The following is a 26,114-nucleotide window of genomic DNA, read 5'->3' on the forward strand; positions in this document are numbered from 1 at the left end:
TTTATTTAGGATTTTGTGCAAATTCTATTCTAAAACCTATATCTGTAATTCCTTCGAGAGAATTTATACCAAATGTCTCTCCATTTTTTCTCATTGCGTGTTGCAATGTAATTTTATAAACTCCTTTTTCGACGAAATTTACATTCTCTTTATACCACAACTTATTTTCTTTAACATCTGAGAAACCTGTGCCTAACCATTCTCCATTAGACGCTGCCATATCATACTCCAATGTATCAGTAACTATTTTTCCATTAGGAAACTCCATTTCACTAATCAAAAATAAGTTACTATACCTATAGTCATTAGTGTTTCGAAGGTTTATAAACAAATTGTATTGTTCTAATGAATCTAATACTGGTAAATCAAAAGTGATTTTTTCATCTTTTTCCCAAGAACTCGATACGGTTTTATATTCATCAAAAACACGGATGTCATCACAAGAAGACAACACTACAAAAAGAAAAAGCAAAGTTAAGAATCTAAGATTTATCATTATTCTTGCGTTGCTGTGGTTTGCGTTTTTTATTATTACGCTGATTATTCTTTTTTCTATTAGAATTTTTGTTCTCAGTATTACTTGTTTTTGATTTTTGAGGAGTAGGTTTATTCTTTTCCACAGAAACTTTCTTCTTGTTTCTGTTTCGATTTTTATTTCTCCTTCTACTTCTTTTTGGTTGATCAAAACGTGTTAAACTATCTTGTCCTACAACGTTCTCAAAATCTACTTTAGTATCTTCGATTAATTCTGAAGCAAATTCTTCAAGGCTTGCAACCTTTTCTTTCTTTTTATTTGCATCAATAATCTCATTTGCATGATCAGCAGATATTTTATGCCAGTTCATCCACTCCCCCTCATAGGCATACCATAAATAACCTTTGAAAATATCAATCTTCTGGCATACTGCTGTACCTTTTTCTGTTTGCAATTTTATTTCCATTTTAGGAAATTCATTTAATGCATCAATATATGCGTCTAATTCATAATTAAGACAGCACTTTAATTTTCCGCATTGACCAGCTAATTTTTGCGGATTTAAAGATAATTGCTGATATCGCGCAGCACTCGTATTTACTGATCTAAAATCAGTAAGCCAAGTAGAGCAGCACAATTCACGTCCACAAGAACCTATACCACCCAGTCGTGCAGCTTCTTGTCTAAAACCAATTTGACGCATTTCTATTCGTGTACTAAATTCTTGTGCGAATTCTTTGATTAATTGTCTAAAATCTACACGTTCTTCTGCAGTATAATAAAAAGTACATTTAGAACCATCTCCCTGAAACTCAATATCCGAAATCTTCATTTGGAGTTTTAGCCTAATTGCTATTTCTCTTGATCTCACTTGTATAGATTGTTCACGATCTCTAGCCTTTTGCCAAATATCAATATCTTTTTGAGATGCTTTTCGATATATCTTTTTAACGTCTTCACTATCTACATCTACTTTCTTCTTCTTCATCTGAATACGAACTAACTCTCCGGTAAGAGTTACAATACCAACATCATGTCCAGGAGAAGCCTCAGTGGCTACAATATCTCCAATACTCAAAGAAAGGTTTTCTGTATTCTTGAAAAAACTTTTTCGCCCATTCTTAAAACGAACTTCTACACAATGAAAAGGTGCTACGCCACCTGGCAGTGACATATTAGATAACCAATCAAAAACAGTTAACTTATTGCAACCATCTGTACCGCACGTACCATTATTCTTACATCCTTTTGGTTGTCCGTCTTTCCCGGAGGAACAACTACTACACCCCATATACTCTAGCTATATTGAAATTTGTCTGTGATAAATCACACCAAATATGATTCTTACTCAGATCAAACGCTCTACACATCTGACATCTTAATCGATAAAGATACTATGATTTCTTTTAAAACCATAGTATCTAAATCATTTTAGCACTATTGCTTATATTTCAGTACTTCTGAACGCCCTTTTTTAAAGATCTTATTGCTATTACCTTTACCCTTTCTTAAAGCTTTCTGTTCTTCATACGGTAAACTATTTATTTCTTGACATTCTGTAGAACAACAACTATCCATTTTGGATGCACATTCCTCACACTGGATGAACAATAAATGACACGCCTCATTTTCACAATTAACGTGGTTATCACAAGGTTTTCCGCACTGATGACAGTTAGAAATAACATCCTCAGAAATTCGTTCGGATCTTCGGTGATCAAAAACAAAATTCTTGCCTAGATATTTATTTTCTAATCCTTTTTCTTCTACTTGTCTGGCATATTCTATAATTCCACCTTCTAACTGAAATACGTTTTTAAAACCCTTATGTCTATAATATGCACTGGCTTTCTCACATCGAATCCCACCAGTACAATACATTACTAATTTTTTATCTTCTTTATGCTCTTTTAAATCTTCCTCAATAATATCCAAAGAGTCTCTAAAAGTATCAACATCTGGAGTTACCGCCCCTTTAAAATGTCCTATTTCACTTTCATAATGATTTCGCATATCAACTAAAACAGTATCCGGATCATCAATCAATTCATTGAATTTCTTTGCATCTACATGTACTCCTTTATCTGTAACATCAAAAGTTTCATCATCTAACCCATCCGCAACAATCTTTTTACGAATCTTAACCTTCAGTTTAAGAAATGACTTTATGTCTTGCTCACGAGCAATATTTAGTCGTACATTTTCTAAAAAAGAAATACTATCTAAATGTGTTTTAAATGCTTCAAAATTTGGAGCAGGAACAGATAATTGCCCATTGATTCCTTCACTAGCTACATAAATTCTACCAAGAACTTCTAATTCGTCCCAATGTATAAAAAGATGGTTTCTGAAAATATCAGTATTACCAATATGTGCGTATTTATAAAAAGAGAGTGTAAGTCGATCGGTACCTGCTTCATCAATAAGAGCAGCTCTCTCTTTTGCACTTAATTTGTTGTACAGTTGCATGCTATACTAATTTTTAAGTTAAAAAGAATTTATTTTAATTTCTGCAAAAGTACAAATCATAGATTAATATACAAGAATTGTAGTATTGCGTACAAAAAAATGCCTTGAAAACCACTTCAAGGCATTTTTTGGGCTAATTCGTTATTTAATTAATTTACTTAATCTAAAACGACTAAAAATTAAATAACGAAGCTAGCCACCTTCTACTATACAATTACTAATCGAAGTAATCGTACACCCAACAAGGTTATGTCTTACGACTCTTTTAAGAAATTTCATCTACATCCTCCTTCTTCACAGTTTGTTCTAGTTTTGCTTTCTATGTAGATGCAGAAAAATAAAAAGGGTTGCGTTGGCATTCAAAAAAAATAATAAAATCTTCTTTTTCTGAATGAATAATCATTGTTAATAAATTAGTTAGATAAGTACAATTTTTAAAATGGGTATGCAAAAAACTTATAGTATTTTAGCCATTATCAATAACAAAAGAAAGTGAGCGCATGAGTACTGAAAAAGAAAAAGATGCAAAATTAAAAGCGTTAAAACTAACTTTAGACAAGCTAGACAAAGCTTACGGGAAAGGTACCGTAATGAAGATGGGAGACACTGCAGTTCAAGAAGTAGAGGTAATCTCTACAGGATCACTTGGATTGGATTTAGCTCTAGGTGTCGGAGGATATCCTAGAGGAAGAGTTATAGAAATTTTTGGCCCAGAGTCTTCTGGTAAAACAACACTTACAATTCACGCAATTGCACAAGCTCAAAAAGCTGGTGGAATAGCTGCTTTTATAGATGCTGAACACGCATTTGATCGTTTTTATGCAGAAAAATTAGGTGTTGATATAGATAACTTAATTATTTCTCAACCTGATAATGGAGAACAAGCATTAGAAATAGCTGACAATTTAATACGATCTGGAGCAATTGACATCATTGTTATTGATTCGGTGGCTGCATTAACTCCTAAAAGTGAGATTGAAGGAGAAATGGGAGATTCTAAAATGGGTCTTCATGCAAGATTAATGTCTCAAGCATTAAGAAAACTGACAAGTTCTATAAGTAAGACCAATTGTACTGTAATCTTTATCAACCAGCTTCGTGAAAAAATCGGAGTAATGTTCGGAAATCCGGAGACTACTACTGGTGGTAATGCCCTTAAGTTCTATGCTTCGGTTCGATTAGATATACGTAGATCTACCCAAATTAAGGATAGCAATAGTGCCGTACAAGGAAATAAAACTCGTGTAAAAGTCGTAAAGAATAAAGTTGCTCCACCATTTAGAACTGCTGAGTTTGATATTATGTATGGTATGGGAATTTCTAAAACTGGTGAAATTATAGACATCGGTGTTGATTATGAAATTGTTAAAAAGAGTGGTTCGTGGTTTAGTTATCAAGACACAAAACTTGGACAAGGTAGAGATGCAGTAAAAAATCTATTGAATGATAACCCAGAACTTATGGAAGAACTGGAAGAGAAAATCAAAGAAGCTATCAGTATTGTAAATGAATAAGTTACAATAGTATTCTATAAAAAAATCCCGGACATCCGGGATTTTTTTATACCTTATATCGAAGTTTCATCTAATATCAATCCGTCTAAAAATAGTATTCTCGTTAAAAAACTATCATCTAAACGCAACCATATCTATATCTAAACATCTATCTAATAGAATTTGGTATGTAAACCCCAAAATTAGTGGTATGAAAAATATAAAAATAATAGCACTATTCATTTTTACAATTTGTTTATCCAGCTGTTTGAATGATGATGATGCAGGAATCAATTTTTCTTATGAATTAGTTCCAATTGAAGAAGTAAGTATTCCCGACCAATTTGTAAGAGGAGACACCTATGAGATTACAGCATCTTATTTTAGACCTTCGGATTGTCACTCTTTTAGTGGATTTGATTATGATAGAGTTTCTAATGAGCGAACTGTATCCGTAGTAAATGTAGTAGTTAATGATCGTACTTGTGAAAATCTCGAACAAACTGATTTAGTTGATGTATCCTTCAACTTTTTAGTTGGGTTTGAAGATTCATATATTTTTAGATTCTGGCAAGGTAGAAATGACCAAGGAGAGAATCAATTTTTAGTTATGGAAATTCCCGTAGTGGAATAATGATTTCATAAATTCTGTTAATCAAAACAAAAACTGTTAGTGAGTTTAGACCAACTCATAAAAAAGTGTAAAAAACAAGATGCCAAGGCACAAGAACAACTGTATAGATTATACGGCAGTAAATTATTTTCCATCTGTCTAAAATACTCTAACAGTTATGTAAATGCCGAAGACACCTTGCAGGACGCTTTTATTACAATTTTTGACAAAATAGAGCAATATCGTGGCAAAGGTTCATTCGAAGGGTGGATAAAAAGAATCACCGTAAATACTGCTTTGCAAAAATATCGTAAACAAAAAGTTTTTGAAATTATTGGAGAAGAACAGATCGAAGAGGTCGAAGTTGAGATCGATGAAGATGATATTTCGTTAGATTATCTATTAGAAATTATCCAACAATTACCAGATAGGTATAGACTAGTTTTTAATCTATATGTATTAGATGGATATTCTCATAAAGAGATCGCAGAAATGTTAGATATTTCTACAGGTACTTCTAAATCTAATTTGGCAAGAGCCAGAAATATTTTAAAAGAAAAAATAGAAACCAATCAAGAACATCGCGTTCAATCAATTGAAGGATGAAGATGAGTGATAAAAAAAATATAGACAGATTATTTCAGGAGAAGTTCAAAGATTTTGAAGTTTCTCCTAATGATGAGGTGTGGAAAAAAATTCAAGCTCGAAAAAACAAAGATCGTAAACGAGTAATTTTTATACCATTTTGGTATCGTATTGCTGGTGTTGCAGCTATCCTAGCAGTTATTTTATCCGTGGGATCTGTATTTGTTACAGATGACTCAACAAAAGAAACTATTGTAAGTACCGAGGAAGAATTGAATGACATAAAGCCTTTGTCTTCTGAGAAGCAAAATTTAGATTCTAAAAACTCTGATGATGCACTTGTTAATACTTCAGATAATAATCAATTTGACTCCAATGAAGGAACTTCGGAAAGTAATAAAACAAACAACCAGGCCATTACTGAAAACTCTTTAACTAATGACAATAAAGAAGAAGAATCTTCAAAAAAATCAGAAGGTGAAAATACTTTTACCACTAATTCTTTTAAAAACCCTTCAGTAAATAAAAACAATACTGAAGGAATAACAAATATCAACGAAACTAAAAAAGAGATTGATAATGTTAATGATGATTACCTCAGAAAAGATCAGACTATTTCAAAACAAAAAGTAACTAACACCGGTTCAATAACAGATATACAGAAAACAAATACTCCGCAGAAAAATAAAGAAGAAAAACTTTCTGAATTTAAGAAAACAAATATTGAGAATACTATTGCAGATAATACAATATCGTCAGACAATAAAAAACAACTGGTCACTGATAATAAAGACAACACCAACTTTAAAGATTCTGAAGACTTTATAAAAAACACAGAAGAAAGTATTGCAAATAATACGGGGATCAATAAAAATAGAGAAACAGAGAAAACAGTTTCAGATGAAGTAATAGACAAACAAGACCTCGACAATGGCAAAAAATCAATCTTTGACGCTATAAAAGAAAAAGAAGAAAAAGAAGCAGCTGTAGCTAAAGCAGAGGCTAAAACAATCAAAAGATGGAATATAGCTCCTAATATAGCCCCCGTTTACTACGATTCTTTTGGAGGTTCTTCTATAGACTCCCAATTCTCTGACAATAATAAACAAGGGGAAGTAAATCTTAGTTATGGAATACAAGTTGCATATGCCATAAATGAAAAATTAATTTTACGATCAGGTGTTAGCAAGGTTGATGTTGGCTATAATACCGAAGATGTTGGTTTTGGAATTGCCTCATTAGGAAGAGAAAATGGATTAAGCAATACCCAAAGTATAGTTGTCTCTGATTATCAAAATGGATCTGTTAGTTTAGCTCCGCCTCCCGGTGATGTTAATAGTGAAATTTTAGTAAAATCTCAGAACCCAGGATTGCTTAATCACAGTATTGGATATATAGAGGTGCCTATAGAACTTAAATATGCATTAACCAACTCTAAGGTTGGAATTCATATGATAGGAGGAGTTAGTACATTATTTCTGGAAGATGATGAAGTATCTATTATCGCAGGAAGTTTTAGAAATGAAAATGTAGCAAGAGATCAAACTGTTAACGATATTAGTTTTAGCGGTAATATTGGTATAGGATTTGATTATAAGTTATCTGATAAGTTTAAAATTAATATGGAGCCTATCTTTAAATATCAATTTAATGGTTTCAAAGACAGTGCAGACAATTTTAAACCATATTATTTTGGTATTTATACAGGAGTAAGTTTTAGGTTTTAAAAACAATGAAAAAGAAAATAACTAAAATGTGTTTTAGGTTATTTTAGTTGGTTAGGTTGAATTATTGCTCTAGGGAAGCAATGATGACAAAGCTGTTTCTGGGGAGAAGCAGCTTTTGTTTTTTTTATAATTGATTGGATTTTAACTTATCCAAAATAACATTTCGTGCTATCATATTCAATTCTTTCTTACGCTCTTGAGTAAATCCTTCTGTCAAAATCTCTTTATGAACATAAGCTCTCATCTTACCAGGACTTCCGCTAAAGAAGGTGTAGGAAAATCTTCTTTTATTATCCAGAAAAGTTAAAGGAAGTATTGGAATTTGGTGATCGATCGCTAATCTAAAAGCTCCATCTTTAAACTCATCTAATAAAACCGACTCATCCTCAGGCACACCACCTTCTGGAAAAATACAGATACTTGTTCCATCTTGCAGTCTTGCTTGGGCACGATCAAAGACTTCTTTTCTACTTTTTTGACTATTTCTATCTACAAGAATACAAGTCCTCTTGTAGAAAAAACCAAATATTGGGATCTTTGCTAATTCCTTTTTTCCAACAAAAACAAAAGGATTCTTTACGCAATACAACATTAGCATAATATCCGCCATAGATGTATGATTTGCAACAAACATGTAGCTTCTTTGAGGGTTTATTTTTGCTTCTTTTTTTACTCTTGGTATAAAACCACTACCATACAAAACTATTTTAGCCCAAAACCGGGCAACCACAAAAAACTGTGCATACCATTGTTCTCTTGAAGTTAGTATTAATAGAATAGGAAACAGAATAACGATGGGAATTCCCATCATTATATAAAACCAAATACGCCAAAGAAGAATCAATATATTCCTAAGGACAACCATAAGCGCAAAAATACACAATTGGTTTGAGGTATCTGAACAAAAAAATTACCTTTGCCGGAAACTAAAAATTACCATGGCAAGAATTCTAACCGGAGTCCAGAGCACAGGAACGCCTCATTTAGGAAATTTATTAGGAGCAATCATTCCTGCAATTCATATGGGCAATCAACCAGAGAATGATTCTTTCTTATTTATCGCAGATATGCATTCTCTTACTCAGATTAAAGATGCTAAAACGCTAAGAGAAAACACCTACTCTACTGCTGCTACCTGGCTGGCATTTGGTTTAGATATAGAAAAAACTGTTTTTTATCGTCAGAGCGATATACCGCAGGTAACAGAACTATCTTGGTACTTAAGTTGTTTCTTTCCATATCAGAGATTAACCTTAGCACATTCCTTTAAGGACAAAGCGGATCGATTAGAAGATGTCAATGCTGGATTGTTCACCTATCCAATGCTTATGGCTGCGGATATTTTATTATATGATGCAGAGGTTGTGCCGGTGGGAAAAGATCAAGAACAACATATAGAAATGACCCGAAACGTTGCAGAACGCATGCATAATCAGGTTGGAGAACTTTTTGTATTACCAAAAGCACAATTTCAGGAAGAAACAATGTATGTTCCTGGAACAGATGGGTCTAAAATGAGTAAATCCAAAGGTAATACGATCAACCTGTTTTTACCTGATAAAAAGTTACGAAAGGCTATTATGAGCATTCAAACAGACAGTACTCCATTAGAAGAACCTAAAAACCCTGATACTTGTAATGCATTTGCGTTATATAAATTGGTAGCAACAGAAGAGCAATTATCAGAAATGCGTGTCAACTATTTAGGAGGAAATTACGGATACGGCCATGCAAAACAAGCTTTATACGAATTATTAATTGATAAATTCTCTGAAGAGCGTAAACGATATAATTATTATATGGAAAACCAAGAGGAAGTAGATAAAGCTTTAGCAATTGGTGCTAAAAAAGCATCAGAAGTTGCAAACAAAGTGCTTTCTAGAGTACGTGAAAAAGTTGGATATTAAATATCTTTGATTCATTTTAGAATTAATAATTTCTAAAACAAAACTTAAAAAATGCAATCTCTTTATAAGTAGATTGCATTTTCTTTTTATAGTTATTCTTTAGAGTCTCTTCTATATATCTTAATTAAGGTTTCATTTTTTCTTAATACTAGAAAGAATTTGTGTACGATTAGTTGCAGGTTAAAGAACTAACTTAGTAAATAATCCTTTGCCAAAACAATTAGCTATCGCAAAATGTTAGGCAACTTTTTCCTCGTTTTTTTCGTAAGTTCAAGTTCAGGATATTTATTACTTAATTCCAATAAATCAGAGTGTTCATCTAATAAATACAAGTCAAAAAATTGTAATACTATTTTTGTAGTTACCTCATATGTTTTCCTTGGATTTATTGTTCCTGCTTCATTTATAAATGGTAAATTAATCATTAACGGAATATCCATAAAACTAGAATGTCCAGAATTCTTGATTTTAGCATTGTAAAAATCAGAAGAACTTCCATTATGATACGCCTGTATGTTTAAATTTGGGTGTGAATCATCCCATTCAGACGAAATTAAAGCAAATGGTTTGGTCATTATTGTATCTATCATTTTTCCCCATTGCATACCATCCACGTTAATTCCTGCTTTTATTCTGTCATTATCAAGTAATGCTTGACCTGCAGCTGCACCTCCTTGAGAATGCCCAAATACGCCAATTTTTGTTGTATCAAGATGGTGTGCTAAAAAAGATGATGTGTTCCATTTTTTTAATTCATCTATAACCAAAGAAATATCGTTGCTATATCGCTCAGTTAGTTCAGCGCCGTAATAATTTAAAATAAGACTATGAACAGTACTAAATTGTTCTTCTGGTGTTGTTGCCTTATTATAGTTTTGCATGGCATTCCAAGCCATTTCAGCCATTTCTTGATTATTCTGTTTTCTGTCGTATTCAGAATTAAAAAGCTTTATTTCTCCATCAGGAAAAAGTGTTCCCGTACTTTCATATGTATGATTTATATTTAAAATAATGTACCCATGACTTACAATTTCTTCTATTAAAGCATAGTAACCCGAAGCTTGAGAATAGCTCCCATGAGAAAAAATTAATACAGGGAATTTACCTATAGCTACAGATGGCTTAATGTATGTATGCGTTTTGACAATATCTAAATAATTAAATATGGTTTTAGGTAATCCATGTTTTACTGCAAAGCTCACTCTGTCCCCTTCATTAAGATAAGGTTCTGCTTTCTCATTATCTAGGATTGCAGGATACCATGCCTTTATCATCAATTCTCTTTTATCTCCTATATCAGAAGTCATTATTTCATCTTGGGTTGATTTTAAGTGAATATATTGAGAGCCAATATTGTATTTTCCAGTAGGTTTTGGCAAGTTAAAAACAGGTAGAATATAGGGTAACACCCAACTAAATAACAATAGTAAAATTAATACTATTCCTCTTATAGTTTTTCTAATCCAACCTCCATTAAAAAATGGATATTCTTTATACAAACACCAACCTAAAATTAGAACTAATAAGTAAGTAGGAATCATTTGCCATCGGTATCCTTCAAAAACAAAATGTATAACAGTGACACCTCCAATAATCAACAAGGGGATTTTTTTGTTTAATTGATAGCCTTTTATTGAAATGTAAAAAGGAAAAATTGTGCTAATGGTAAGTAGAATGATTTCTAGAATTCTCATAAAAAAAATTAAAAGATTATTTCGCAAGATTCTTAATTTAATCTATTAGTAAAGTTAAAATAGACAGACTACTCGTTTAGGGAACCTTTCTACAGAATTAACCATTTCTAGGGTATCCTATTTGTTTTAAAAAACAAAAATTAAACTAAAATATTAGTTCAAACTAATATTTTAGTTTATATTAGCGACTTCAAACTAAACTCTTAGTTTGGATCTGTAAAAAATAGACAAATGAAACAACTAACAAAAGCTGAGGAAGATATCATGAAAATTTTATGGGATTTGGATGAAGGTAGTGTTCTATCCATACTTGATGAACTACCTGCACCTAAACCAGCCTACAACACTGTATCTACTATTGTTAGAATATTGGAAGACAAAGGTTTTGTAAACTATCGCAAAGAAGGACGAATTCATATTTACATTCCCCTAGTTAAGAAAACAGAATACAGCAATCAAAGCATTAACAAGCTAATCGATGGTTATTTTCAAGGTTCGTTTAAGAGCATGGTGTCTTTTTTTATGAAAAAAAATGATATCAGTATTTCAGAAATGGAAGCCGCTATGAGAGAAATTAATAAAGAAAAAGAATAATATGATACACTATATACTACAGATCATAGGATTTCAATTACTTTTTTTAATCACTTATGATTTATTCTTAAAAAAGGAAACATTTTTCAATTGGAATCGTGGTTATCTTTTGATAACTCCTATTCTTAGTTTTTTACTTCCACTAATTCAATTAGATGTGATAAGGCAACTTATACCTACATCATATAACATAAAGTTACCAGAGGTACTTACTACTGATTCTCCTATGCAGGTTCATCTGCTACCAGAAGTAGTAATCGGATCAGAGAATCAACTGTCCAACTATTTTTCCTTAATACCAATTATTGGGTATTTATGGTATATAGGAATTACAATTAGCGTATTTCTATTTCTTTTCAAAGTATATAAAATATCTAAACTAAAGCGTTCCGGAAACAAAGTACATACGAAAAATATTACCCTTGTTTCATTACCTGACACTGATACTGCATTTTCCTTTTTCAATACAATATACATTGGTAATAATCTTTCTGAAATCAAAAGAAGTAATGTTATCATACATGAAAAAATACATGTAAAAGAATATCATTCTGTAGATCTTATTTTCTTTGAAGTATTACGAATTATACTATGGTTTAATCCATTGGTATATATCTACCAAAATAGGATAGCAACGCTTCAGGAATACATAGCTGATTCAGAAGCAATAGCAGCAACCAGTAAAAAAGATTATTATCAAGATTTATTATCTCAGGTTTTTCAGACAGAAAAAATTTCATTTATAAATACATTTTTCAATCATTCTTTAATCAAAAAAAGACTTGTTATGTTACAAAAATCAAAATCAAAAAAAGTTTATCTATTAAAGTACTTACTTCTTATCCCAATCATCAGTTCAATGCTTATCTATAGCTCTTGTTCTGAAGATCAACGTATCATAGAAAACAAAGAGGTACCAATAACCACGCTTACACAAAGAGCCGAGTCCTTATTAAGCAAAATAAACAGCGACGGCACTTACTCAGAAGAAAGCAAAAAACTGTTTTCCATTCTTATGCAAGACATGGGAAATATCTCTGAGGATCAATTAAAATCTGAAAAGATGGAAGTTTTTCAAAACTTAATTCAGACTATTACAAAATTAACACCTGAGATTACTCAAAAAGAAGAAATAGAAGGTGTACCATTTATAAAAGCAGATGTTGTTCCTATTCATCCTGATTGTACCCACTTAACTGGAGAAGATGCTAAAAAGTGCTTTTCGCAGAAAATATCACAACATATTGGTAAAGAGTTTGACACTAAAATTGGTAATGATATTGGACTTAACGGACGATTAAGAATATATGCAAGATTTAAAATAAATAAAAACGGAGAGATCGTAGACATTCAGGCTAGAGGTCCACACAAAAGATTAGAAGAAGAAACTCTTCGCGTCATAAATACGTTGCCTAAAATGACACCTGGAATGAAAGATGGAAAACCAGTAAGTATTCTATATTCACTGCCTATAGTTTTTGAGCTAAAAGAATAATTTCTTATAAATTACCTTAGTGTAATTAAGAATATGGCTGTTTAAAACATAATTTTAAACAGCCATATTTATTAGCCAACAGTATCTATTGATATATTAGCGTTCGAAACCTTTTTCTACCGCTAAAATAACATTGTATGTTCCATTCTCTTTATTATGAATTACAGGGTATTCACCGGCTTTTACCACATTACCTTGTAATCCCAATTCTTTGGAAGTCTCTGCATCCAAGATTAATGATTCCTTTACTGTAAACACATTATCCTTAAATAAACCTTCTTCCTGATAAAATTGTAATCCTGCTATTTCTTCATTTAATGCAAATGGCATAGCAGTTTCTCTTGGATCAATATCTAATTCTAGTTTATCTCTAAAAGAAAGAAAATCTCTTGGATCTATCTTTTCATAAATTATCCATGGATCAAAAATATCTATCCAACAAGGCACAATCCAACAAGGATCTACGATGATAGGGATACATATTCTTTTTACACCACAAACTCCATTAAATTGTGAGTAACAATTGCCACGAAAATTAAGCCCTCTTTCGAAAATATAATAACATCTCCAAACAACACCCCATTTACCTTGAACATCTGTTTGATTATCAATAAGATCTACTGTTACATTTTCATTTGTTTCCTCTACGTTTCCTTTTTCGCAGGAAAAGAACATGCTCGACATTACTATTACCGCTAAAAAAAATACTTTTTTCATATTATTTGGTTTTAAGATTAGAATAAAAACCCCACGACAATTGGATGTTGGCATTCCAATTATTGTGGGGAAATATGACGCTAAAGTATTATCAATTTAGACACAACACAAAGGGTATTTAACTGTTTTTAAACAAGTTAAATACCTGATAATAGTATAAAATCTTAAGTTTATGAAACTAGCACTCCTCGTTGATCCATAACAGGAAGGTCCCGAAACGCACGTTCGTTTATAGTATTTTTTCTGAAGATGTATTTCTTATCATATAATTTTCCTTCTGAAAAGAAAGAAACAGTAAATTCATTATTCATAGAAAACAATTCTTCCTGAATCATTTCTATCTTTGCCGATGATTTAGATTCCACTGTGCCGATACCGTGTCGTAATAAAGAAGTCTTTTTTTCGTTATCATAGCCTTTTGTCACCACAAACACCATCTCAATAGGCATATCCCTATTATTAATGATATAAGAATTCCAATCATGACCACCGAACTCTTCATTCCATTCTCTAACGACGGCTATGTGAACATTTTTAACTACGGGTATTTCTATATCTTTTCTCAATCTATAATGCAGACTTAAATTGTTCTAAGAAACGTACGTCATTTTCACTTAACATACGAATATCAGATATTCCATATAATAATAATGCAATTCGATCTATTCCCATACCAAAAGCAAATCCGCTATATTCTTCAGGATCGATATTACAATTCTTTAACACATTAGGATCAACCATTCCACATCCCATAATCTCTAACCAACCTGTTCCTTTGGTCATTTTATAATCCGTTTCGGTTTCCAATCCCCAATATACATCTACCTCTGCACTCGGCTCTGTAAAAGGAAAGTATGAAGGACGCAATCTAATTTTAGACTTACCGAACATTTCAGTAGTAAAATATTGTAATGTTTGCTTAAGATCTGCAAACGAAACATCCTTATCTATGTACAATCCTTCTACCTGATGAAAGAAACAATGTGATCTAGCCGATATTGCTTCATTTCGATATACTCTTCCCGGAGAAATTGTTCTTATCGGAGGTTTATTTTCTTCCATATATCGTACCTGTACAGAAGAAGTATGTGTACGTAATAAAATATCTGGATCTGTTTGAATAAAAAAAGTATCCTGCATATCACGAGCTGGATGATATTCAGGTAAATTAAGCGCTGTAAAGTTATGCCAGTCATCTTCAATTTCTGGACCTTCACTAACATTAAAACCGATACGTGAAAATATATCGATGATTTGATTTTTCACCAAAGAAATTGGATGTCTAGATCCTAAAGTAATAGGCTCAGAAGGACGGGTTAAATCTCCATAGGTACCTTTTTCTTCCTCTTTGGACTCTAATTCATCTTTTAAGGATCTTACTTTATCTTCTGCTGCTACCTTTAATGCATTTATTGCTTGACCAAACTCTTTCTTCTGATCATTAGCGATATTCCTGAATTCCGCAAAAAAATCATTTACAAGTCCTTTTTTACCAGAAAACTTTATTCTAAACGTTTCAATTTCTTCTTTGGTCTTAGCAGAAAACTCCTCTACTTCTGAGATATATTCTTTAATCTTATCGATCATGATCTTTTTCTTATATAGGGGGCAAATTTAAACAGAAATACAATAAATAGTGTCCAAAATACAATAGAAGTTATATTTGAGAGCTTAATTTTTGTTTTTTCATTCAATTACTTATGAAACTACATCTTCTTTCAACTGATCTTTGTATATAAATCGCATTAAAAAGAAAACAGAAACTCCACCAAACAAATGCCATAACCAATGTGTCCCCATATATAAAAAATCTGTTTTCAAAAATTTATCTGCGCTTCTGAAACTAACTGCAATAGCAAAAAATATAAAAGCCAATATAATCGCCTCTTTAGTTTCCTTCTTTATCTTTATAAGGTATAATATAATCGGGAGTAACACTCTAATTGCAGTAATTATATAACCTAATGAAATTCGGACAGCTATTGGTATTGGTAGTAAACGAACAGCAAAAGAAACTCCAAAAATCATATCTTCTTTTTACTTTAAAGTTAAAAAAATGACTTCATCCATTGCACAATAAACTTGACCAATAAAAATAGAGGTCTTGCATTCATAATCATATAACTATCAATACTCTACATTTATAATGAAACAGAAATACAACATACGTTAAAGCTCGTTAAAAATCTTGATAAAACTTAGAATATTAATTATCTTTAAGTAAAGTTTTTAAACCTCATAGAAGTAAAACCTTCTCAGTTTAAACTTCCCAAAAAAACTCCTTAACCAATTAATTTTGAATGAATGGTAAATGACTAAGAGTTAGTCATGATGTAATGTTTAATTTAAAATTGCCGGATATGAAAAAATTATTTTTTGGAATTCTTATTATAGATATAAAAGGATTAAAAGAATTGATTAGCAATCTTCCTTCGGCCTCTTGGTATGCGATGAGAAGATAAATACATAATTAAAAAATTAACTATAAAAAAGGGAGCCTTATAAGGCTCCCTTTTTTATTAAATCTCATTAATAGCGGTTATTACATATTTTAAAAAGTTACATCATCAAACTAATGAATATATTGACTTACAACAAAATAATTTACAATTGCTTCTTTCATTAAAACTGATTGTTCACCAGCTTTAAGATTAGGGAGTTGTTCTTTTACCGTATAATGTGGCCATCCTTCCTCATCAAAATAATCAAACTCGTAATATCCATATGGCTCTAATAATCTACATATTGCAATATGCATCAAGTCCAATTTTTCATCTTTTTTAAATTTACGATGCACTTGACCTAATTCTTGTACTCCAATCAAATAGATTATTGCATCCAAGTCTAACACATCTCCATCTGCAAACTGATTAGATAACTTAACTACCAATTCTTCCCATCTTTCTTTTAATTTCTCATCTCTGGTCATAATCCAACTTTCCTACTTGTTTATAAATACTAATTAAAAAATTGAGCGCTACAAAAGTAATGCTTAACCAAAAAACCAGCCATCATTTTTACTAGAAATCTTAAACCTCTGATAATTCATTAATAAACATATCATTATTTAAATTTTCTAAAGTGACACTGCTTAAATAACCCGATTTTGATTTAAAACATTATATTAGTCTAAACAAAGTTATCAATGAATTACATCGACATCATTTTAGGTATATTGCTACTATGGGGATTAATCAAAGGATTTAGTAAGGGTTTATTTGTTTCTCTTGCTTCTTTAGTTGCTTTAGTAGCTGGAATTTATATATCTGTACATTTCTCTCATTTGGTAGGAGGATATCTAGAGCAGTATGTGAATTGGGGAGATGGAGCTCTTAAATTAACAGCATTTGCAATCACGTTTATTGGTGTTGTAATTTTAATATCATTAGCCGGAAAATTACTAACAAAAATCGCCGATTTTGCTTCATTAGGTATTCTGAATAAGCTTTTGGGTGCTGTATTTGGTGTACTAAAATTCGCTTTTATCGCAAGTGTAATAATTATTTTTGTAGATGCAGCAAATCGATCTTTACATCTTATCAAACAAGAAACTTTAGATACTTCCATTCTTTATACTCCTGTCAAAAAACTAGCACCCATGGTATTACCCAATATACTAAAAGATACGAACGAAAAAGAAACTGAAGAGACAGTTTAATATCTTTTATGCTATATCCTTCACATTGTTTTTAACATACTCCATACAAGAATCAAAATCTTTAAATATACAATCTTCAGGCACTAAATCAGGGATAATATCAATATGCTCCATCATATATCTAGGTTGTTTTGGTAATCCTACAAATAATACTTTAATTCCTTTTTCTTGTAATCCTAAAATGATTTCTTCCATCGTGTATAAACCCGATTGATCCATATACTGCATTTTAGCCAATCGTACGATTACAACTTTAGAGGTATCCGGGATTTGTGCTGCTAAATTTTGAAAATCACTAGTAGAACCAAAAAACAATGGACCTTTAAGATGTTTGATAAACACTTCTTCCTTAAGTTGTACAGGAAAATCTTTCTCATCACTCCAAGCCTCTTCTTTCAATGGTTTTACATCAGAACGTTCTGCAGTTAAATCTCCAATCTTTTTCATAAACATTAAACATGCGATAACCAATCCAATACCAACCGCATATACTAAATTCCAAAATGTAGACAATACTAACACTATCAACATTATCAATACTTCGGAACTTAACTTAACAGGACCCAGTTTAATATCTTTAGGCATACTTGGAACTGCTTTTAATCCTTTATAATCCATTACTCCAATACCCACTGTAATTAGAATTCCCGCGAGGACTGCTGCTGGTATTTTTGACGCAACAGGTGCTAATCCCAACATTACAACAAACAAAATCAATCCAGCAATCATACCAGACAATTTTGTTTTTCCACCAGCATTAATATTAACCACAGTTCTTATCGTTGCTCCAGCTCCAGGAATCCCTCCAAACAAAGCAGCTATACTATTTCCAATTCCTTGACCCATTAATTCTTTGTTTGGTTTATGTCTTGTTTTGGTCATGTTATCTGCTATTACACTTGTCAATAAAGAATCTATCGCACCAAGAAGCGCTAACGTAAACGCAGTAAAAATATAAGGTGTAATATTGCTTAAACTAAAGTTTGTAAATATCTCCCATCTGGGTATTGGTAAACCACTAGGAATTTCTTTAATAGGGCGATAATCCAATCCAAAACCATAGGCAATTCCTGACATCACAACCAAAGCAACTAATGTACTTGGGATGGATTTAGTAATTCTCTTAAATCCATATATTATAAAAATGGTACCTAAGGCAAGTAATAACTCTAACCAATTAATATTTTTCATAGCGCGAGGGAGTACTTTAATTGCTCCAAAGGCTCCAGATGCCTCTTTTCCAGCAAGCGTTTGAGACTCTTTTAAAACATCTTCTTCAGAAATAGTTTCTGCTTTAGAAATAGTTTCTTTAAAATCCTCTAATACCAAAACTCCTTTCCCTGACTCCTCCTTAAGAATATTTTTTAATATTAATTCTTCTGCGTTAGGTTTAAATTTTGAAACATAGTCTACATCTTCCTTAGGGTAATATCCTACAGAGGGTAATATCTGAGTAAGTAATATAATCACTCCAATCGCTGTCATAAATCCAGAAACTACTGGGTATGGGATATACTTAATGTATTTTCCTATACCAATAGCACCTAATAACACTTGAATCAACCCACATAAAAGAAAAATTGTCAAAATAGCTGGTAGCGCTTTCTCTACACTTCCATCATTAGCCGCAATAATTCCAGCAATCACAACCATACTTACAGCTGTCATTGGAGCTGTTGGTCCAGAAATTTGAGTATTCGTTCCTCCAAATAATGCTGCAAAAAAACTTATAAAAATTGCACCGTATAATCCCGCAGTTGGGCCCAATCCCGAAGATACACCAAATGCTAATGCCAATGGCAATGCAACAATACCTGATGTTAGGCCGCCAAACGCATCTCCTTTTAAATTACTAAAAAACCCTTTCATACTTTTATAATATTATTTTTCGTAGTTGATATGGAACGAACTTGTACACATTTAAGATTATGATTCAATTTCCTATAACTAAAAAAGTGGAATTGCTACTTAAATACTCTTTGTAAAGCTATCAAAAATAAAACAAAAAAACCGACACATACGTATCGGTTTCTTTGTTTTAAAATTTTAGAAGATTTTAGTTTTCATAAAAGGTTACACCTCCATTGTTAATATCATACATCCCCCCAATAATCATAATTTCTCCATTAGCTTCCATGTCTTTAAGCACTTCGCTCTGATTCTTGATGTTTTCAATCGTCATATTCACATTTTGCTCAGCAACCTTATTTACAAAATCAATGTTCTTTGATGTCCTTTCTGCAGGATCTGAAGGCTCAGAAATTGCTGCTACTGCTGGTTTTATTTTACTTAACAAAGCAGTAAGGTTACCTAATTTTGCATCATCACAAGCTCCTTTTACAGCACCACATGCAGTATGCCCTAATACCAACACCAATTTAGTCCCAGCAAGTTTACAAGCAAACTCCATACTTCCAAGAATATCTTCGTTCACAAAATTACCCGCTACTCGTGCACTAAAAATATCTCCAATTCCTTGATCAAAAATCAATTCGGAAGACACTCTAGAGTCAATACAACTTAAAATTGTAGCGAATGGAAATTGACCTGATTTAGTATCATCTACTTGATTTAACAAATCTCTCTGCGCCATGTGTTTCTGTTGAAATCTTTGATTTCCTTCTTTAAGCAACTGTAATGCTATTTGTGGTGTAATTGCTGCTTGTGTTTCTTTAGTATGTGCTTTCATAATATGTTTCTATAATATTTTTATGTAGTTTTTGGTCTCAATTTAAAAAATTGAATATAACTATCTGGATTTTCTATTTCTCCTCTTTCGGAGATTAATTTAATATCTATACTTCTATTTTTGGCCTTTTCGGAAAAATCCTCTAATATTTCGATAATATCATTATCCAAATATCTGGTTTTTCTTACATCCAATGTTAGATACGTGTCTTCTGGTAATCTATCTAATTCTTTAAGAATAGCCCCTTTGTTAAAAAAAGTTACTTCTTCTGCCAATGTCATTTTTATTCTATTCTTCCCATTACTTTTATCTTCAATATGTAAAAAGTGAGAGTTCTGATAACTCTTATAAAGGATTACAACAATTCCTACAGCTAACCCTAATCCAATTCCCATCAATAAATCAGTAAATACAATTCCTAAAACTGTAACTATAAATGGCACAAACTGTTTCCATCCAGCTACCCACATCGCTTTAAATGTAGATGGTTTTGCCAACTTATAACCCACAATAAAAAGAATAGCTGCTAGAACAGAAAGTGGAATTTTATTAAGTAATGTTGGAATAAGTATAACAGAGATCAATAAGAAAAAACCGTGGATGATTGCCGACATTTTACTTTTACCACCCGATTGAATATTAGCTGAACTTCTTACAATAACCTGTGTTATTGGTAAACCACCGATAAGACCAGAAATCATATTACCAGTTCCTTGTGCCAATAACTCTCTATTAGTGGGTGTAACTCTCTTTTCCGGATCTAATTTATCGGTTGCCTCCACACATAACAATGTTTCTAACGAAGCAACTAAGGCAATTGTAAATCCAGTGATTAATACATCACTCCTAGTTATAACTGCAAAATTAGGAAAAGCAAATTGTCCTAAAAAGCTATCAAAATTATCTGGTACTGGAACAGACACTAAATGATCAGCTGTGATACCTATTGAACTTCCATCAGTAAATACGTAATAAAGTATCCCTGCAACTACAGCCACCAAAGGTCCTTGAATTAATTGAAAAAATCTTCCTTTATTTGATAAGACGTTACTCCAAAGAATCAAAATACCTAAACCTAAAAGAGCAATGATCGTTGCTCCTACACTAAAGTTTCCACTTAATAATGCATTAAGAGTCTTTAATAATTCGGTAAATGTATTTTCTCCATCTACTTGAAGAAAAGCGAAATCTCCTTCAGGATTTTTATCAGTTCCAAAAAAGTATGGTATCTGTTTTAAGATTATAATAATACCAATTCCGGTAAGCATTCCTTTAATAACTGAAGAAGGAAAATAATACCCAATAATACCTAGTTTTAATACCCCAAAAATTATTTGGATTAAACCTCCTAAAACAACTGCAACTAGAAAGTTTTCATAACTTCCTAACGAAGAAATAGCTGCAAGAACAATAGCTGCTAGTCCAGCCGCAGGTCCACTTACTCCGATCTGAGACCCACTTATAATACCTACAATAATACCTCCTATAATACCGGCGATTAATCCAGCAAATAAAGGAGCACCACTGGCTAGCGCAATACCAAGACATAAAGGTAATGCTACAAAAAAGACGACAATACTTGCTGGTAGATCACTTTTTATATTTTTAAAAACACTCATAATTTTAATAATTAAGTTTATACCTGAGATCAGGTAATAGAAATTTACAACGATAATGAATCAAAAAACATCCTTCTTATTTACATTATTTAAAAAGAAAGAATCTCTAATCTAGAAATTATGAATTTTCAGGAGGAGGTGTTGTGTAATCCAAATAAACCGAAGAGTTTTGGTATATTAAATCCGGATAGTATTTAATACTATAATACGACAATCCCGTATGTTTATCATCAGAATATTGAGAAATCTTATCCTTTTCTTTCAGGTCTTCTTTTTCAGACCCATCTTTTTCATTGGACTCAGACTTCTCTTCTGTATCATCTATCGCGTGGGTAATAGAAGTAAGATCTCCACTATAAAAATCTAATAGACCCAATGAGTAATTCCCGATATTCAAAAGAAAACCGGAGATAATCAAAAATCTAGCAATTTTTATTTTTATGGTAGGCATAAAAGTTTTTTATGGGATGTAAAAATAATAGTATTACTTTCAAAATCTGTTAAATCAATTGTAAAATTGTTTAACCAAGTTCTTCTTTATAACCTTACAACTAATTTAACTTTTCAAGTATTGCTTAAACAGCTATAATAAGGTAACTTTAATTCATCTTGGAGAATACTACTTCTAATAGAATTATAATTATTGATGCTTTGCGTGGATTTGCACTAGCTGGTGTATGCTTAGTTCATATGAACGAACAGTATATTGCTTCACCTCCATCAGAAAGTCTTATGGAAGTAACCAATACTGTTTTTGACCAAATCTTAAATGGAATTATTGGATTCTTTATCATTGGTAAATTTTTTGCTCTATTTTCTATTCTTTTTGGTCTTAGCTTTTTTATACAAATGAATGGAGCTACTAAAAGGAATGAAAACTATGGATTACGATTTCTCTGGAGAGCATTTTTACTTTTTATTATAGGATATATCCATCAATTCTTTTATAAAGGAGATATCTTAACTATTTACGCATTACTTACTCCTTTTCTTATACCTTTTTATCGTATTAAAAATAGATGGATTCTTTTAGTTGCGGGGTTATTTTTGCTAAGTGTACCAAGATTTATTTCATTTTTCATTATAGGGAATGAAAGTATTTTTGGTTTCTCATCAATAATGGATGGAAATAGTGATATTAATACGGCGTACATAAATATTTTAAAGGAAGGTACTATTACAGAAGTATTTGCTATAAATGGTGAACAAGGAATGTTACAAAAAATGGACTTTCAAATTGGATTATTCGCTAGGTTTTATCTAACATTTGGTTATTTTTTAGTTGGTCTATGGCTTGGGAAAATAGAGCTATTTCATAATTTAAATGAAAAAATTCCTTTGGTTAAAAAATGGCTTAAAAGAAGTTCTATATTTTTTTTAATTGCTATGGCTATAACCGCAGGATTGTTTGCAATTTCTCCCCAACCTGTTGATTTTAGTAGTTGGGTACACGTATTTGGAATGAACACTTATGATTGGTCCAATATTGCTATGACAGCAATAATCTTGTGTAGTTTCATTATTTTATATCATAAAAAAAGAGGATATCGATTCTTTACTTTTTTCGAATCTTATGGTAGAATGGCATTAACTAATTACGTTTTACAATCAGTTATTGGTACATTTTTACTCTTTGGGTGGGGATTAGGATTTATTGGAAAATTACAAACAACATACCTTGTTATTATCGCTTTATCCCTTATTGCTATTCAAGCTTTTATAAGCAAAATATGGTTGCAAAAATTTAAATATGGTCCATTAGAATGGTTATGGCGTAGTGCAACTAAAGGTAAAGTTCAATCTTTTAAAAGATAAATTTTATAATTCTTTTAAATCTGTAGCTGGAATCCATCCTATTTTTCCATCAGCAAGTTTTATTTTTTTCCAATCATTTACAGTCTCGGTCACCCTAACCTTTGTTCCTTCATGAAGCTCAAACACTTCTTCACTACGCAGATTAGGTTCACTTTTTATAGTAGTTTCCTGAGCAAATACAATAGCGTATTGATTATTCTCTATAAAGTTATACTGTTTAAAAGCAAAGAAAACCGCAAACAAACTAATGACTAAAGATATCCAGGAGCCTACGAAAAATAATCTTTTTTTCGAAGAAATATGCGCGACATAATACAACATAAACAAGACTACAAAAAGGATGACACTAAATATTGAAATCCAGGCCCACGTATCAAAACCGAACATATTAGTGAATCCGTTGATAGTTCTAGCGATAACACCTTCTGGTATTACGTCAATAGCATCGATAGTGGCATTATTAGCAAAAGCAAGGTTGTTTTTAATGTCCTCATCATTAGGTGCTAATTCTAATGCCTTTTCGTAATAATAAATACTTGGACCAATATTACTTAATTTGTAATTAGCATTAGCTAAATTATAATACAATGCTGCAGACTCATGCTCACTATTTATTATAGCTGTATATGCATCAATAGCTTGCTGATATTCTTCTTGATTATAAAACGCATTGGCTTTTTCGAATAATTCATCATTCTGGGCAAAACCCATCATATTCATTAAGACAACAACTATTACTACTAAATTCTTCACTACTTTCAATATTTTATAATTGTTTATCGATTGCCGAGATTACTCTAGACGCCTTATCATAATCCTGTTGCATAGCTGTAGTAGATGAAGGAGTATATCTAGCGAACTCACAGCTTTCTAATAATGCTATAAATTCTATAGATGTAGTATCATCTACTTCTTTTTCTTTTAATAACCGCTTAATTCGATCTTTACTCATATCACTAGTCTGGATATGTAATTTTGCTTTTAAATAATTGTGCAATGCTCGTTCCATGGCAATATAAAACTCTTTCTGATTCCCTAAGTTCTTTTTGGCTTCAGATAGATACTTTCTTGCAAGTTTATCTGCCTTACGTACTCTATTACCACTAACATCACTTAATCTTTCTTCTCTCTTCTTTCCAAAAAACAAAAATAATGGAATCGCTAATAACGGCGCGGTAAGTGCTATCCAATATCCCGTGGATTTAAAGAAATGTTTCTTCTCCATTGGCTCTAGATTAGCATTCAATTTTAAAAATCGAAATTGACTTCCCGTTTGTGTAACCAGTTTTTTATTAGTTCCTGTATTTTCGGAATTAGCAACAATACTGCCGCTATCAGGACCATTTTTTACATTAATAACAATTTCTGGAGATGTGATTCTCTTATATGTTTCAGTTTTTAAATCGAAATACGAAAAAGAAACAGGAGGAATCGGATACGTTCCTTTGAACTGAGGAACTAATGTATACGAATCAGAAATATTCCCAGACATTCCTGTCATATTCGTTCTCACTCTCTCATTATGCTCTGGTTCATATTGTTCTAAACCGTTTGGAACACTTAATTTAGGTAGATCAAATAGTTTAAGGTTTCCGTTACCCGAAACCAAAATCTTAGCTTCTAATGACTCTGTTGCATCTAATTCAGTTCTATTGGGAGTTATTCTAAAATCAAAAGATCCTACAGCACCAGAAAAATCATCTGGTTTTCCTTCTATCGGAAGTGGTTTTACATTAATGGTTCTTGTACCAGCAGCTACAGTTTTATTTACTGTGGAGTACAATTTTCCTCCAAAAATATCTCGGCGATTGGTTGGAACATCCACAGCAATAGATAAAGTAAGCGGTTCTATTTCTAGTTTTCCAGTTTTTTGTGGATATAATACTGTTTTTCCACATACAACAAAATTATATGGTTCTCCTTTATACTCACCTCTTTCTACCTTTAACTGACCAATTTTAATTGCCTGACTCCAAAAATCACTATATTTTGGATTGTCTATTTCTCTTAAGTTGCTAATTTGTACTCTAGGGCTTACGTATAATTTGTATACTACTGTAATTGCCTCATTTAGATAGGGGTTAGATTTAGAAACTTCTGCGACCAAATGCAAATTTTCACTGGCTACATAATCTGCATTATTTCCATCTTTTGGTTTTTGTACCGCTGCTGTAACTTGTACTTTAACCGGTAAAGTTTTATATGTCTGCCCGTCAATTTCTATTGTTGCTTGTCCTATAGTAAAGTTTCCTCTTTTTGTAGGAGATAGAAAATAACTAAATGTCTTGGCATATGACCTCTTTCCATTGATCCAAGAATTACTAATAGATTGATTAGGTCCTCCAACAACAGTAAAGCCTTTAAAACTAGGTTGTGTGAAATTATCACCGTCTTTATTCATTTCAAAATCGACACGTAATCTTTCATTTATTCCTAATTTTTTCTTGCTCAACTTAGCCTCAAACTTTACTTGAGCAATACTAAGCTGTGTAACTGCTAAAAAAAGTGTTAGAAAAATTAATTTTATATTCATCAGCTTATATCCTTTTTGGCATCAAATAAAA

At 31.9% G+C, this 26,114-nt stretch carries 25 protein-coding genes; 9 read left to right on the plus strand and 16 right to left on the minus strand.

Annotated features, from left to right (window positions below):
* Nucleotide 1: 1 nt before the first annotated feature.
* The 3 genes from BMY33_RS04615 to trhO all read right to left on the minus strand — a co-directional run bounded on the left by BMY33_RS04615 (nucleotide 2) and on the right by trhO (nucleotide 2,944).
* Nucleotides 2-496, minus strand: coding sequence for a gliding motility lipoprotein GldH (locus BMY33_RS04615; RefSeq protein ID WP_091406190.1), 495 nt, complete (start codon nucleotides 494-496; stop codon nucleotides 2-4).
* The gene (locus BMY33_RS04620; protein ID WP_091406192.1) at nucleotides 483-1,766 is read right to left on the minus strand and encodes a PSP1 domain-containing protein; all 1,284 of its coding nucleotides are present in this window, start codon (nucleotides 1,764-1,766) and stop codon (nucleotides 483-485) included. The genes BMY33_RS04615 and BMY33_RS04620 overlap by 14 nt, the downstream gene beginning before the upstream one ends.
* Before the next feature lie 146 nt (nucleotides 1,767-1,912).
* Nucleotides 1,913-2,944: an oxygen-dependent tRNA uridine(34) hydroxylase TrhO gene (trhO, locus tag BMY33_RS04625; RefSeq protein WP_091406195.1), complete on the minus strand. Its 1,032-nt coding sequence runs from the start codon at nucleotides 2,942-2,944 to the stop codon at nucleotides 1,913-1,915.
* Nucleotides 2,945-3,444: 500 nt separating this feature from the next.
* Between trhO and recA the strand changes: the two genes are divergently transcribed.
* The 4 genes from recA to BMY33_RS04645 all read left to right on the plus strand — a co-directional run bounded on the left by recA (nucleotide 3,445) and on the right by BMY33_RS04645 (nucleotide 7,362).
* On the plus strand, nucleotides 3,445-4,458 hold the full coding sequence (gene recA / locus BMY33_RS04630; protein ID WP_091406197.1) for a recombinase RecA: 1,014 nt from the start codon (nucleotides 3,445-3,447) through the stop codon (nucleotides 4,456-4,458).
* Between the two features lie 190 nt (nucleotides 4,459-4,648).
* Nucleotides 4,649-5,071, plus strand: coding sequence for a hypothetical protein (locus BMY33_RS04635; protein WP_091406198.1), 423 nt, complete (start codon nucleotides 4,649-4,651; stop codon nucleotides 5,069-5,071).
* Nucleotides 5,072-5,110: 39 nt separating this feature from the next.
* Entirely contained in the window at nucleotides 5,111-5,656 is a 546-nt protein-coding gene (locus tag BMY33_RS04640; RefSeq protein WP_091406200.1) for an RNA polymerase sigma factor, read from the plus strand.
* 2 nt (nucleotides 5,657-5,658) lie between these two features.
* Complete coding sequence (locus BMY33_RS04645) at nucleotides 5,659-7,362, plus strand: hypothetical protein (protein ID WP_139195586.1); 1,704 nt, start codon at nucleotides 5,659-5,661, stop codon at nucleotides 7,360-7,362.
* Between the two features lie 124 nt (nucleotides 7,363-7,486).
* Here BMY33_RS04645 and BMY33_RS04650 read toward each other — a convergent pair whose 3' ends face one another.
* The gene (locus tag BMY33_RS04650; RefSeq protein WP_091406203.1) at nucleotides 7,487-8,227 is read right to left on the minus strand and encodes a lysophospholipid acyltransferase family protein; all 741 of its coding nucleotides are present in this window, start codon (nucleotides 8,225-8,227) and stop codon (nucleotides 7,487-7,489) included.
* A 73-nt stretch (nucleotides 8,228-8,300) separates the two neighbouring features.
* On the opposite strand from BMY33_RS04650, the gene trpS reads away from it, so the two are divergent.
* Nucleotides 8,301-9,269, plus strand: coding sequence for a tryptophan--tRNA ligase (trpS, locus tag BMY33_RS04655; RefSeq protein WP_091406205.1), 969 nt, complete (start codon nucleotides 8,301-8,303; stop codon nucleotides 9,267-9,269).
* A gap of 224 nt (nucleotides 9,270-9,493) precedes the next feature.
* Here trpS and BMY33_RS04660 read toward each other — a convergent pair whose 3' ends face one another.
* Nucleotides 9,494-10,963: an alpha/beta hydrolase family protein gene (locus BMY33_RS04660; RefSeq protein ID WP_091406208.1), complete on the minus strand. Its 1,470-nt coding sequence runs from the start codon at nucleotides 10,961-10,963 to the stop codon at nucleotides 9,494-9,496.
* Nucleotides 10,964-11,194: 231 nt separating this feature from the next.
* Here BMY33_RS04660 and BMY33_RS04665 point away from each other — a divergent pair, with 231 nt between their 5' ends.
* Both BMY33_RS04665 and BMY33_RS04670 read left to right on the plus strand, forming a co-directional pair.
* Nucleotides 11,195-11,557: a BlaI/MecI/CopY family transcriptional regulator gene (locus tag BMY33_RS04665; RefSeq protein WP_091406210.1), complete on the plus strand. Its 363-nt coding sequence runs from the start codon at nucleotides 11,195-11,197 to the stop codon at nucleotides 11,555-11,557.
* Nucleotide 11,558: 1 nt separating this feature from the next.
* Nucleotides 11,559-13,052, plus strand: a complete 1,494-nt coding sequence (locus tag BMY33_RS04670; protein ID WP_091406212.1) for a M56 family metallopeptidase — start codon at nucleotides 11,559-11,561, stop codon at nucleotides 13,050-13,052.
* A 96-nt stretch (nucleotides 13,053-13,148) separates the two neighbouring features.
* Here the strand turns inward: BMY33_RS04670 and BMY33_RS04675 are convergent, their stop codons facing one another.
* The 5 genes from BMY33_RS04675 to BMY33_RS04695 form a co-directional block, all read right to left on the minus strand.
* The gene (locus BMY33_RS04675; RefSeq protein ID WP_139195587.1) at nucleotides 13,149-13,769 is read right to left on the minus strand and encodes a hypothetical protein; all 621 of its coding nucleotides are present in this window, start codon (nucleotides 13,767-13,769) and stop codon (nucleotides 13,149-13,151) included.
* A 170-nt stretch (nucleotides 13,770-13,939) separates the two neighbouring features.
* The gene (locus tag BMY33_RS04680) at nucleotides 13,940-14,335 is read right to left on the minus strand and encodes a hypothetical protein (RefSeq protein WP_091406215.1); all 396 of its coding nucleotides are present in this window, start codon (nucleotides 14,333-14,335) and stop codon (nucleotides 13,940-13,942) included.
* A 1-nt stretch (nucleotide 14,336) separates the two neighbouring features.
* On the minus strand, nucleotides 14,337-15,356 hold the full coding sequence (gene pheS / locus BMY33_RS04685; protein WP_091406217.1) for a phenylalanine--tRNA ligase subunit alpha: 1,020 nt from the start codon (nucleotides 15,354-15,356) through the stop codon (nucleotides 14,337-14,339).
* A 111-nt stretch (nucleotides 15,357-15,467) separates the two neighbouring features.
* Nucleotides 15,468-15,797, minus strand: a complete 330-nt coding sequence (locus BMY33_RS04690) for a hypothetical protein (protein WP_091406219.1) — start codon at nucleotides 15,795-15,797, stop codon at nucleotides 15,468-15,470.
* A gap of 544 nt (nucleotides 15,798-16,341) precedes the next feature.
* Nucleotides 16,342-16,698, minus strand: coding sequence for a hypothetical protein (locus BMY33_RS04695; protein ID WP_091406221.1), 357 nt, complete (start codon nucleotides 16,696-16,698; stop codon nucleotides 16,342-16,344).
* A gap of 216 nt (nucleotides 16,699-16,914) precedes the next feature.
* Here BMY33_RS04695 and BMY33_RS04700 point away from each other — a divergent pair, with 216 nt between their 5' ends.
* Nucleotides 16,915-17,427 (plus strand): CvpA family protein, encoded by a 513-nt coding sequence (locus BMY33_RS04700; RefSeq protein ID WP_091406223.1) that lies wholly within the window; start codon nucleotides 16,915-16,917, stop codon nucleotides 17,425-17,427.
* 6 nt (nucleotides 17,428-17,433) lie between these two features.
* Here the strand turns inward: BMY33_RS04700 and BMY33_RS04705 are convergent, their stop codons facing one another.
* From BMY33_RS04705 to BMY33_RS04720, 4 genes are all read right to left on the minus strand, one after another.
* Nucleotides 17,434-19,296 carry a SulP family inorganic anion transporter gene (locus BMY33_RS04705; RefSeq protein WP_091406225.1) on the minus strand — a complete coding sequence of 621 codons (1,863 nt, stop codon included), beginning with the start codon at nucleotides 19,294-19,296 and terminating at the stop codon, nucleotides 17,434-17,436.
* A gap of 187 nt (nucleotides 19,297-19,483) precedes the next feature.
* Nucleotides 19,484-20,116 carry a carbonic anhydrase family protein gene (locus BMY33_RS04710; protein ID WP_091406227.1) on the minus strand — a complete coding sequence of 211 codons (633 nt, stop codon included), beginning with the start codon at nucleotides 20,114-20,116 and terminating at the stop codon, nucleotides 19,484-19,486.
* Nucleotides 20,117-20,136: 20 nt separating this feature from the next.
* Nucleotides 20,137-21,735 (minus strand): SulP family inorganic anion transporter, encoded by a 1,599-nt coding sequence (locus BMY33_RS04715; protein ID WP_091406228.1) that lies wholly within the window; start codon nucleotides 21,733-21,735, stop codon nucleotides 20,137-20,139.
* 118 nt (nucleotides 21,736-21,853) lie between these two features.
* The gene (locus BMY33_RS04720; RefSeq protein WP_091406230.1) at nucleotides 21,854-22,186 is read right to left on the minus strand and encodes a hypothetical protein; all 333 of its coding nucleotides are present in this window, start codon (nucleotides 22,184-22,186) and stop codon (nucleotides 21,854-21,856) included.
* A 158-nt stretch (nucleotides 22,187-22,344) separates the two neighbouring features.
* Here BMY33_RS04720 and BMY33_RS04725 point away from each other — a divergent pair, with 158 nt between their 5' ends.
* Nucleotides 22,345-23,550, plus strand: a complete 1,206-nt coding sequence (locus BMY33_RS04725; RefSeq protein WP_091406232.1) for a DUF418 domain-containing protein — start codon at nucleotides 22,345-22,347, stop codon at nucleotides 23,548-23,550.
* Between the two features lie 3 nt (nucleotides 23,551-23,553).
* On the opposite strand, the gene BMY33_RS04730 is transcribed toward BMY33_RS04725, so the two are convergent.
* Both BMY33_RS04730 and BMY33_RS04735 read right to left on the minus strand, forming a co-directional pair.
* Nucleotides 23,554-24,303 carry an SH3 domain-containing protein gene (locus tag BMY33_RS04730; protein ID WP_091407182.1) on the minus strand — a complete coding sequence of 250 codons (750 nt, stop codon included), beginning with the start codon at nucleotides 24,301-24,303 and terminating at the stop codon, nucleotides 23,554-23,556.
* 13 nt (nucleotides 24,304-24,316) lie between these two features.
* On the minus strand, nucleotides 24,317-26,083 hold the full coding sequence (locus BMY33_RS04735) for a BatD family protein (protein WP_091406233.1): 1,767 nt from the start codon (nucleotides 26,081-26,083) through the stop codon (nucleotides 24,317-24,319).
* Nucleotides 26,084-26,114: the final 31 nt, after the last annotated feature.

The sequence above is a fragment of the Aquimarina amphilecti genome (genome assembly GCF_900109375.1).
In the GTDB taxonomy this organism is placed as follows: Bacteria; Bacteroidota; Bacteroidia; order Flavobacteriales; family Flavobacteriaceae; genus Aquimarina; species Aquimarina amphilecti.

What these genes read in the sequence shown, in the direction of transcription:
- BMY33_RS04615 (WP_091406190.1), bottom strand. Translation starts at nt 496, where the DNA reads ATGATAAATCTTAGATTCTTAACTTTGCTTTTTCTTTTTGTAGTGTTG.
- BMY33_RS04620 (WP_091406192.1), bottom strand. Translation starts at nt 1,766, where the DNA reads ATGGGGTGTAGTAGTTGTTCCTCCGGGAAAGACGGACAACCAAAAGGA.
- trhO (WP_091406195.1), bottom strand. Translation starts at nt 2,944, where the DNA reads ATGCAACTGTACAACAAATTAAGTGCAAAAGAGAGAGCTGCTCTTATT.
- recA (WP_091406197.1), top strand. Translation starts at nt 3,445, where the DNA reads ATGAGTACTGAAAAAGAAAAAGATGCAAAATTAAAAGCGTTAAAACTA.
- BMY33_RS04635 (WP_091406198.1), top strand. Translation starts at nt 4,649, where the DNA reads ATGAAAAATATAAAAATAATAGCACTATTCATTTTTACAATTTGTTTA.
- BMY33_RS04645 (WP_139195586.1), top strand. Translation starts at nt 5,659, where the DNA reads ATGAGTGATAAAAAAAATATAGACAGATTATTTCAGGAGAAGTTCAAA.
- BMY33_RS04650 (WP_091406203.1), bottom strand. Translation starts at nt 8,227, where the DNA reads ATGGTTGTCCTTAGGAATATATTGATTCTTCTTTGGCGTATTTGGTTT.
- trpS (WP_091406205.1), top strand. Translation starts at nt 8,301, where the DNA reads ATGGCAAGAATTCTAACCGGAGTCCAGAGCACAGGAACGCCTCATTTA.
- BMY33_RS04660 (WP_091406208.1), bottom strand. Translation starts at nt 10,963, where the DNA reads ATGAGAATTCTAGAAATCATTCTACTTACCATTAGCACAATTTTTCCT.
- BMY33_RS04665 (WP_091406210.1), top strand. Translation starts at nt 11,195, where the DNA reads ATGAAACAACTAACAAAAGCTGAGGAAGATATCATGAAAATTTTATGG.
- BMY33_RS04670 (WP_091406212.1), top strand. Translation starts at nt 11,559, where the DNA reads ATGATACACTATATACTACAGATCATAGGATTTCAATTACTTTTTTTA.
- BMY33_RS04675 (WP_139195587.1), bottom strand. Translation starts at nt 13,769, where the DNA reads ATGAAAAAAGTATTTTTTTTAGCGGTAATAGTAATGTCGAGCATGTTC.
- pheS (WP_091406217.1), bottom strand. Translation starts at nt 15,356, where the DNA reads ATGATCGATAAGATTAAAGAATATATCTCAGAAGTAGAGGAGTTTTCT.
- BMY33_RS04690 (WP_091406219.1), bottom strand. Translation starts at nt 15,797, where the DNA reads ATGATTTTTGGAGTTTCTTTTGCTGTTCGTTTACTACCAATACCAATA.
- BMY33_RS04695 (WP_091406221.1), bottom strand. Translation starts at nt 16,698, where the DNA reads ATGACCAGAGATGAGAAATTAAAAGAAAGATGGGAAGAATTGGTAGTT.
- BMY33_RS04700 (WP_091406223.1), top strand. Translation starts at nt 16,915, where the DNA reads ATGAATTACATCGACATCATTTTAGGTATATTGCTACTATGGGGATTA.
- BMY33_RS04705 (WP_091406225.1), bottom strand. Translation starts at nt 19,296, where the DNA reads ATGAAAGGGTTTTTTAGTAATTTAAAAGGAGATGCGTTTGGCGGCCTA.
- BMY33_RS04710 (WP_091406227.1), bottom strand. Translation starts at nt 20,116, where the DNA reads ATGAAAGCACATACTAAAGAAACACAAGCAGCAATTACACCACAAATA.
- BMY33_RS04715 (WP_091406228.1), bottom strand. Translation starts at nt 21,735, where the DNA reads ATGAGTGTTTTTAAAAATATAAAAAGTGATCTACCAGCAAGTATTGTC.
- BMY33_RS04720 (WP_091406230.1), bottom strand. Translation starts at nt 22,186, where the DNA reads ATGCCTACCATAAAAATAAAAATTGCTAGATTTTTGATTATCTCCGGT.
- BMY33_RS04735 (WP_091406233.1), bottom strand. Translation starts at nt 26,083, where the DNA reads ATGAATATAAAATTAATTTTTCTAACACTTTTTTTAGCAGTTACACAG.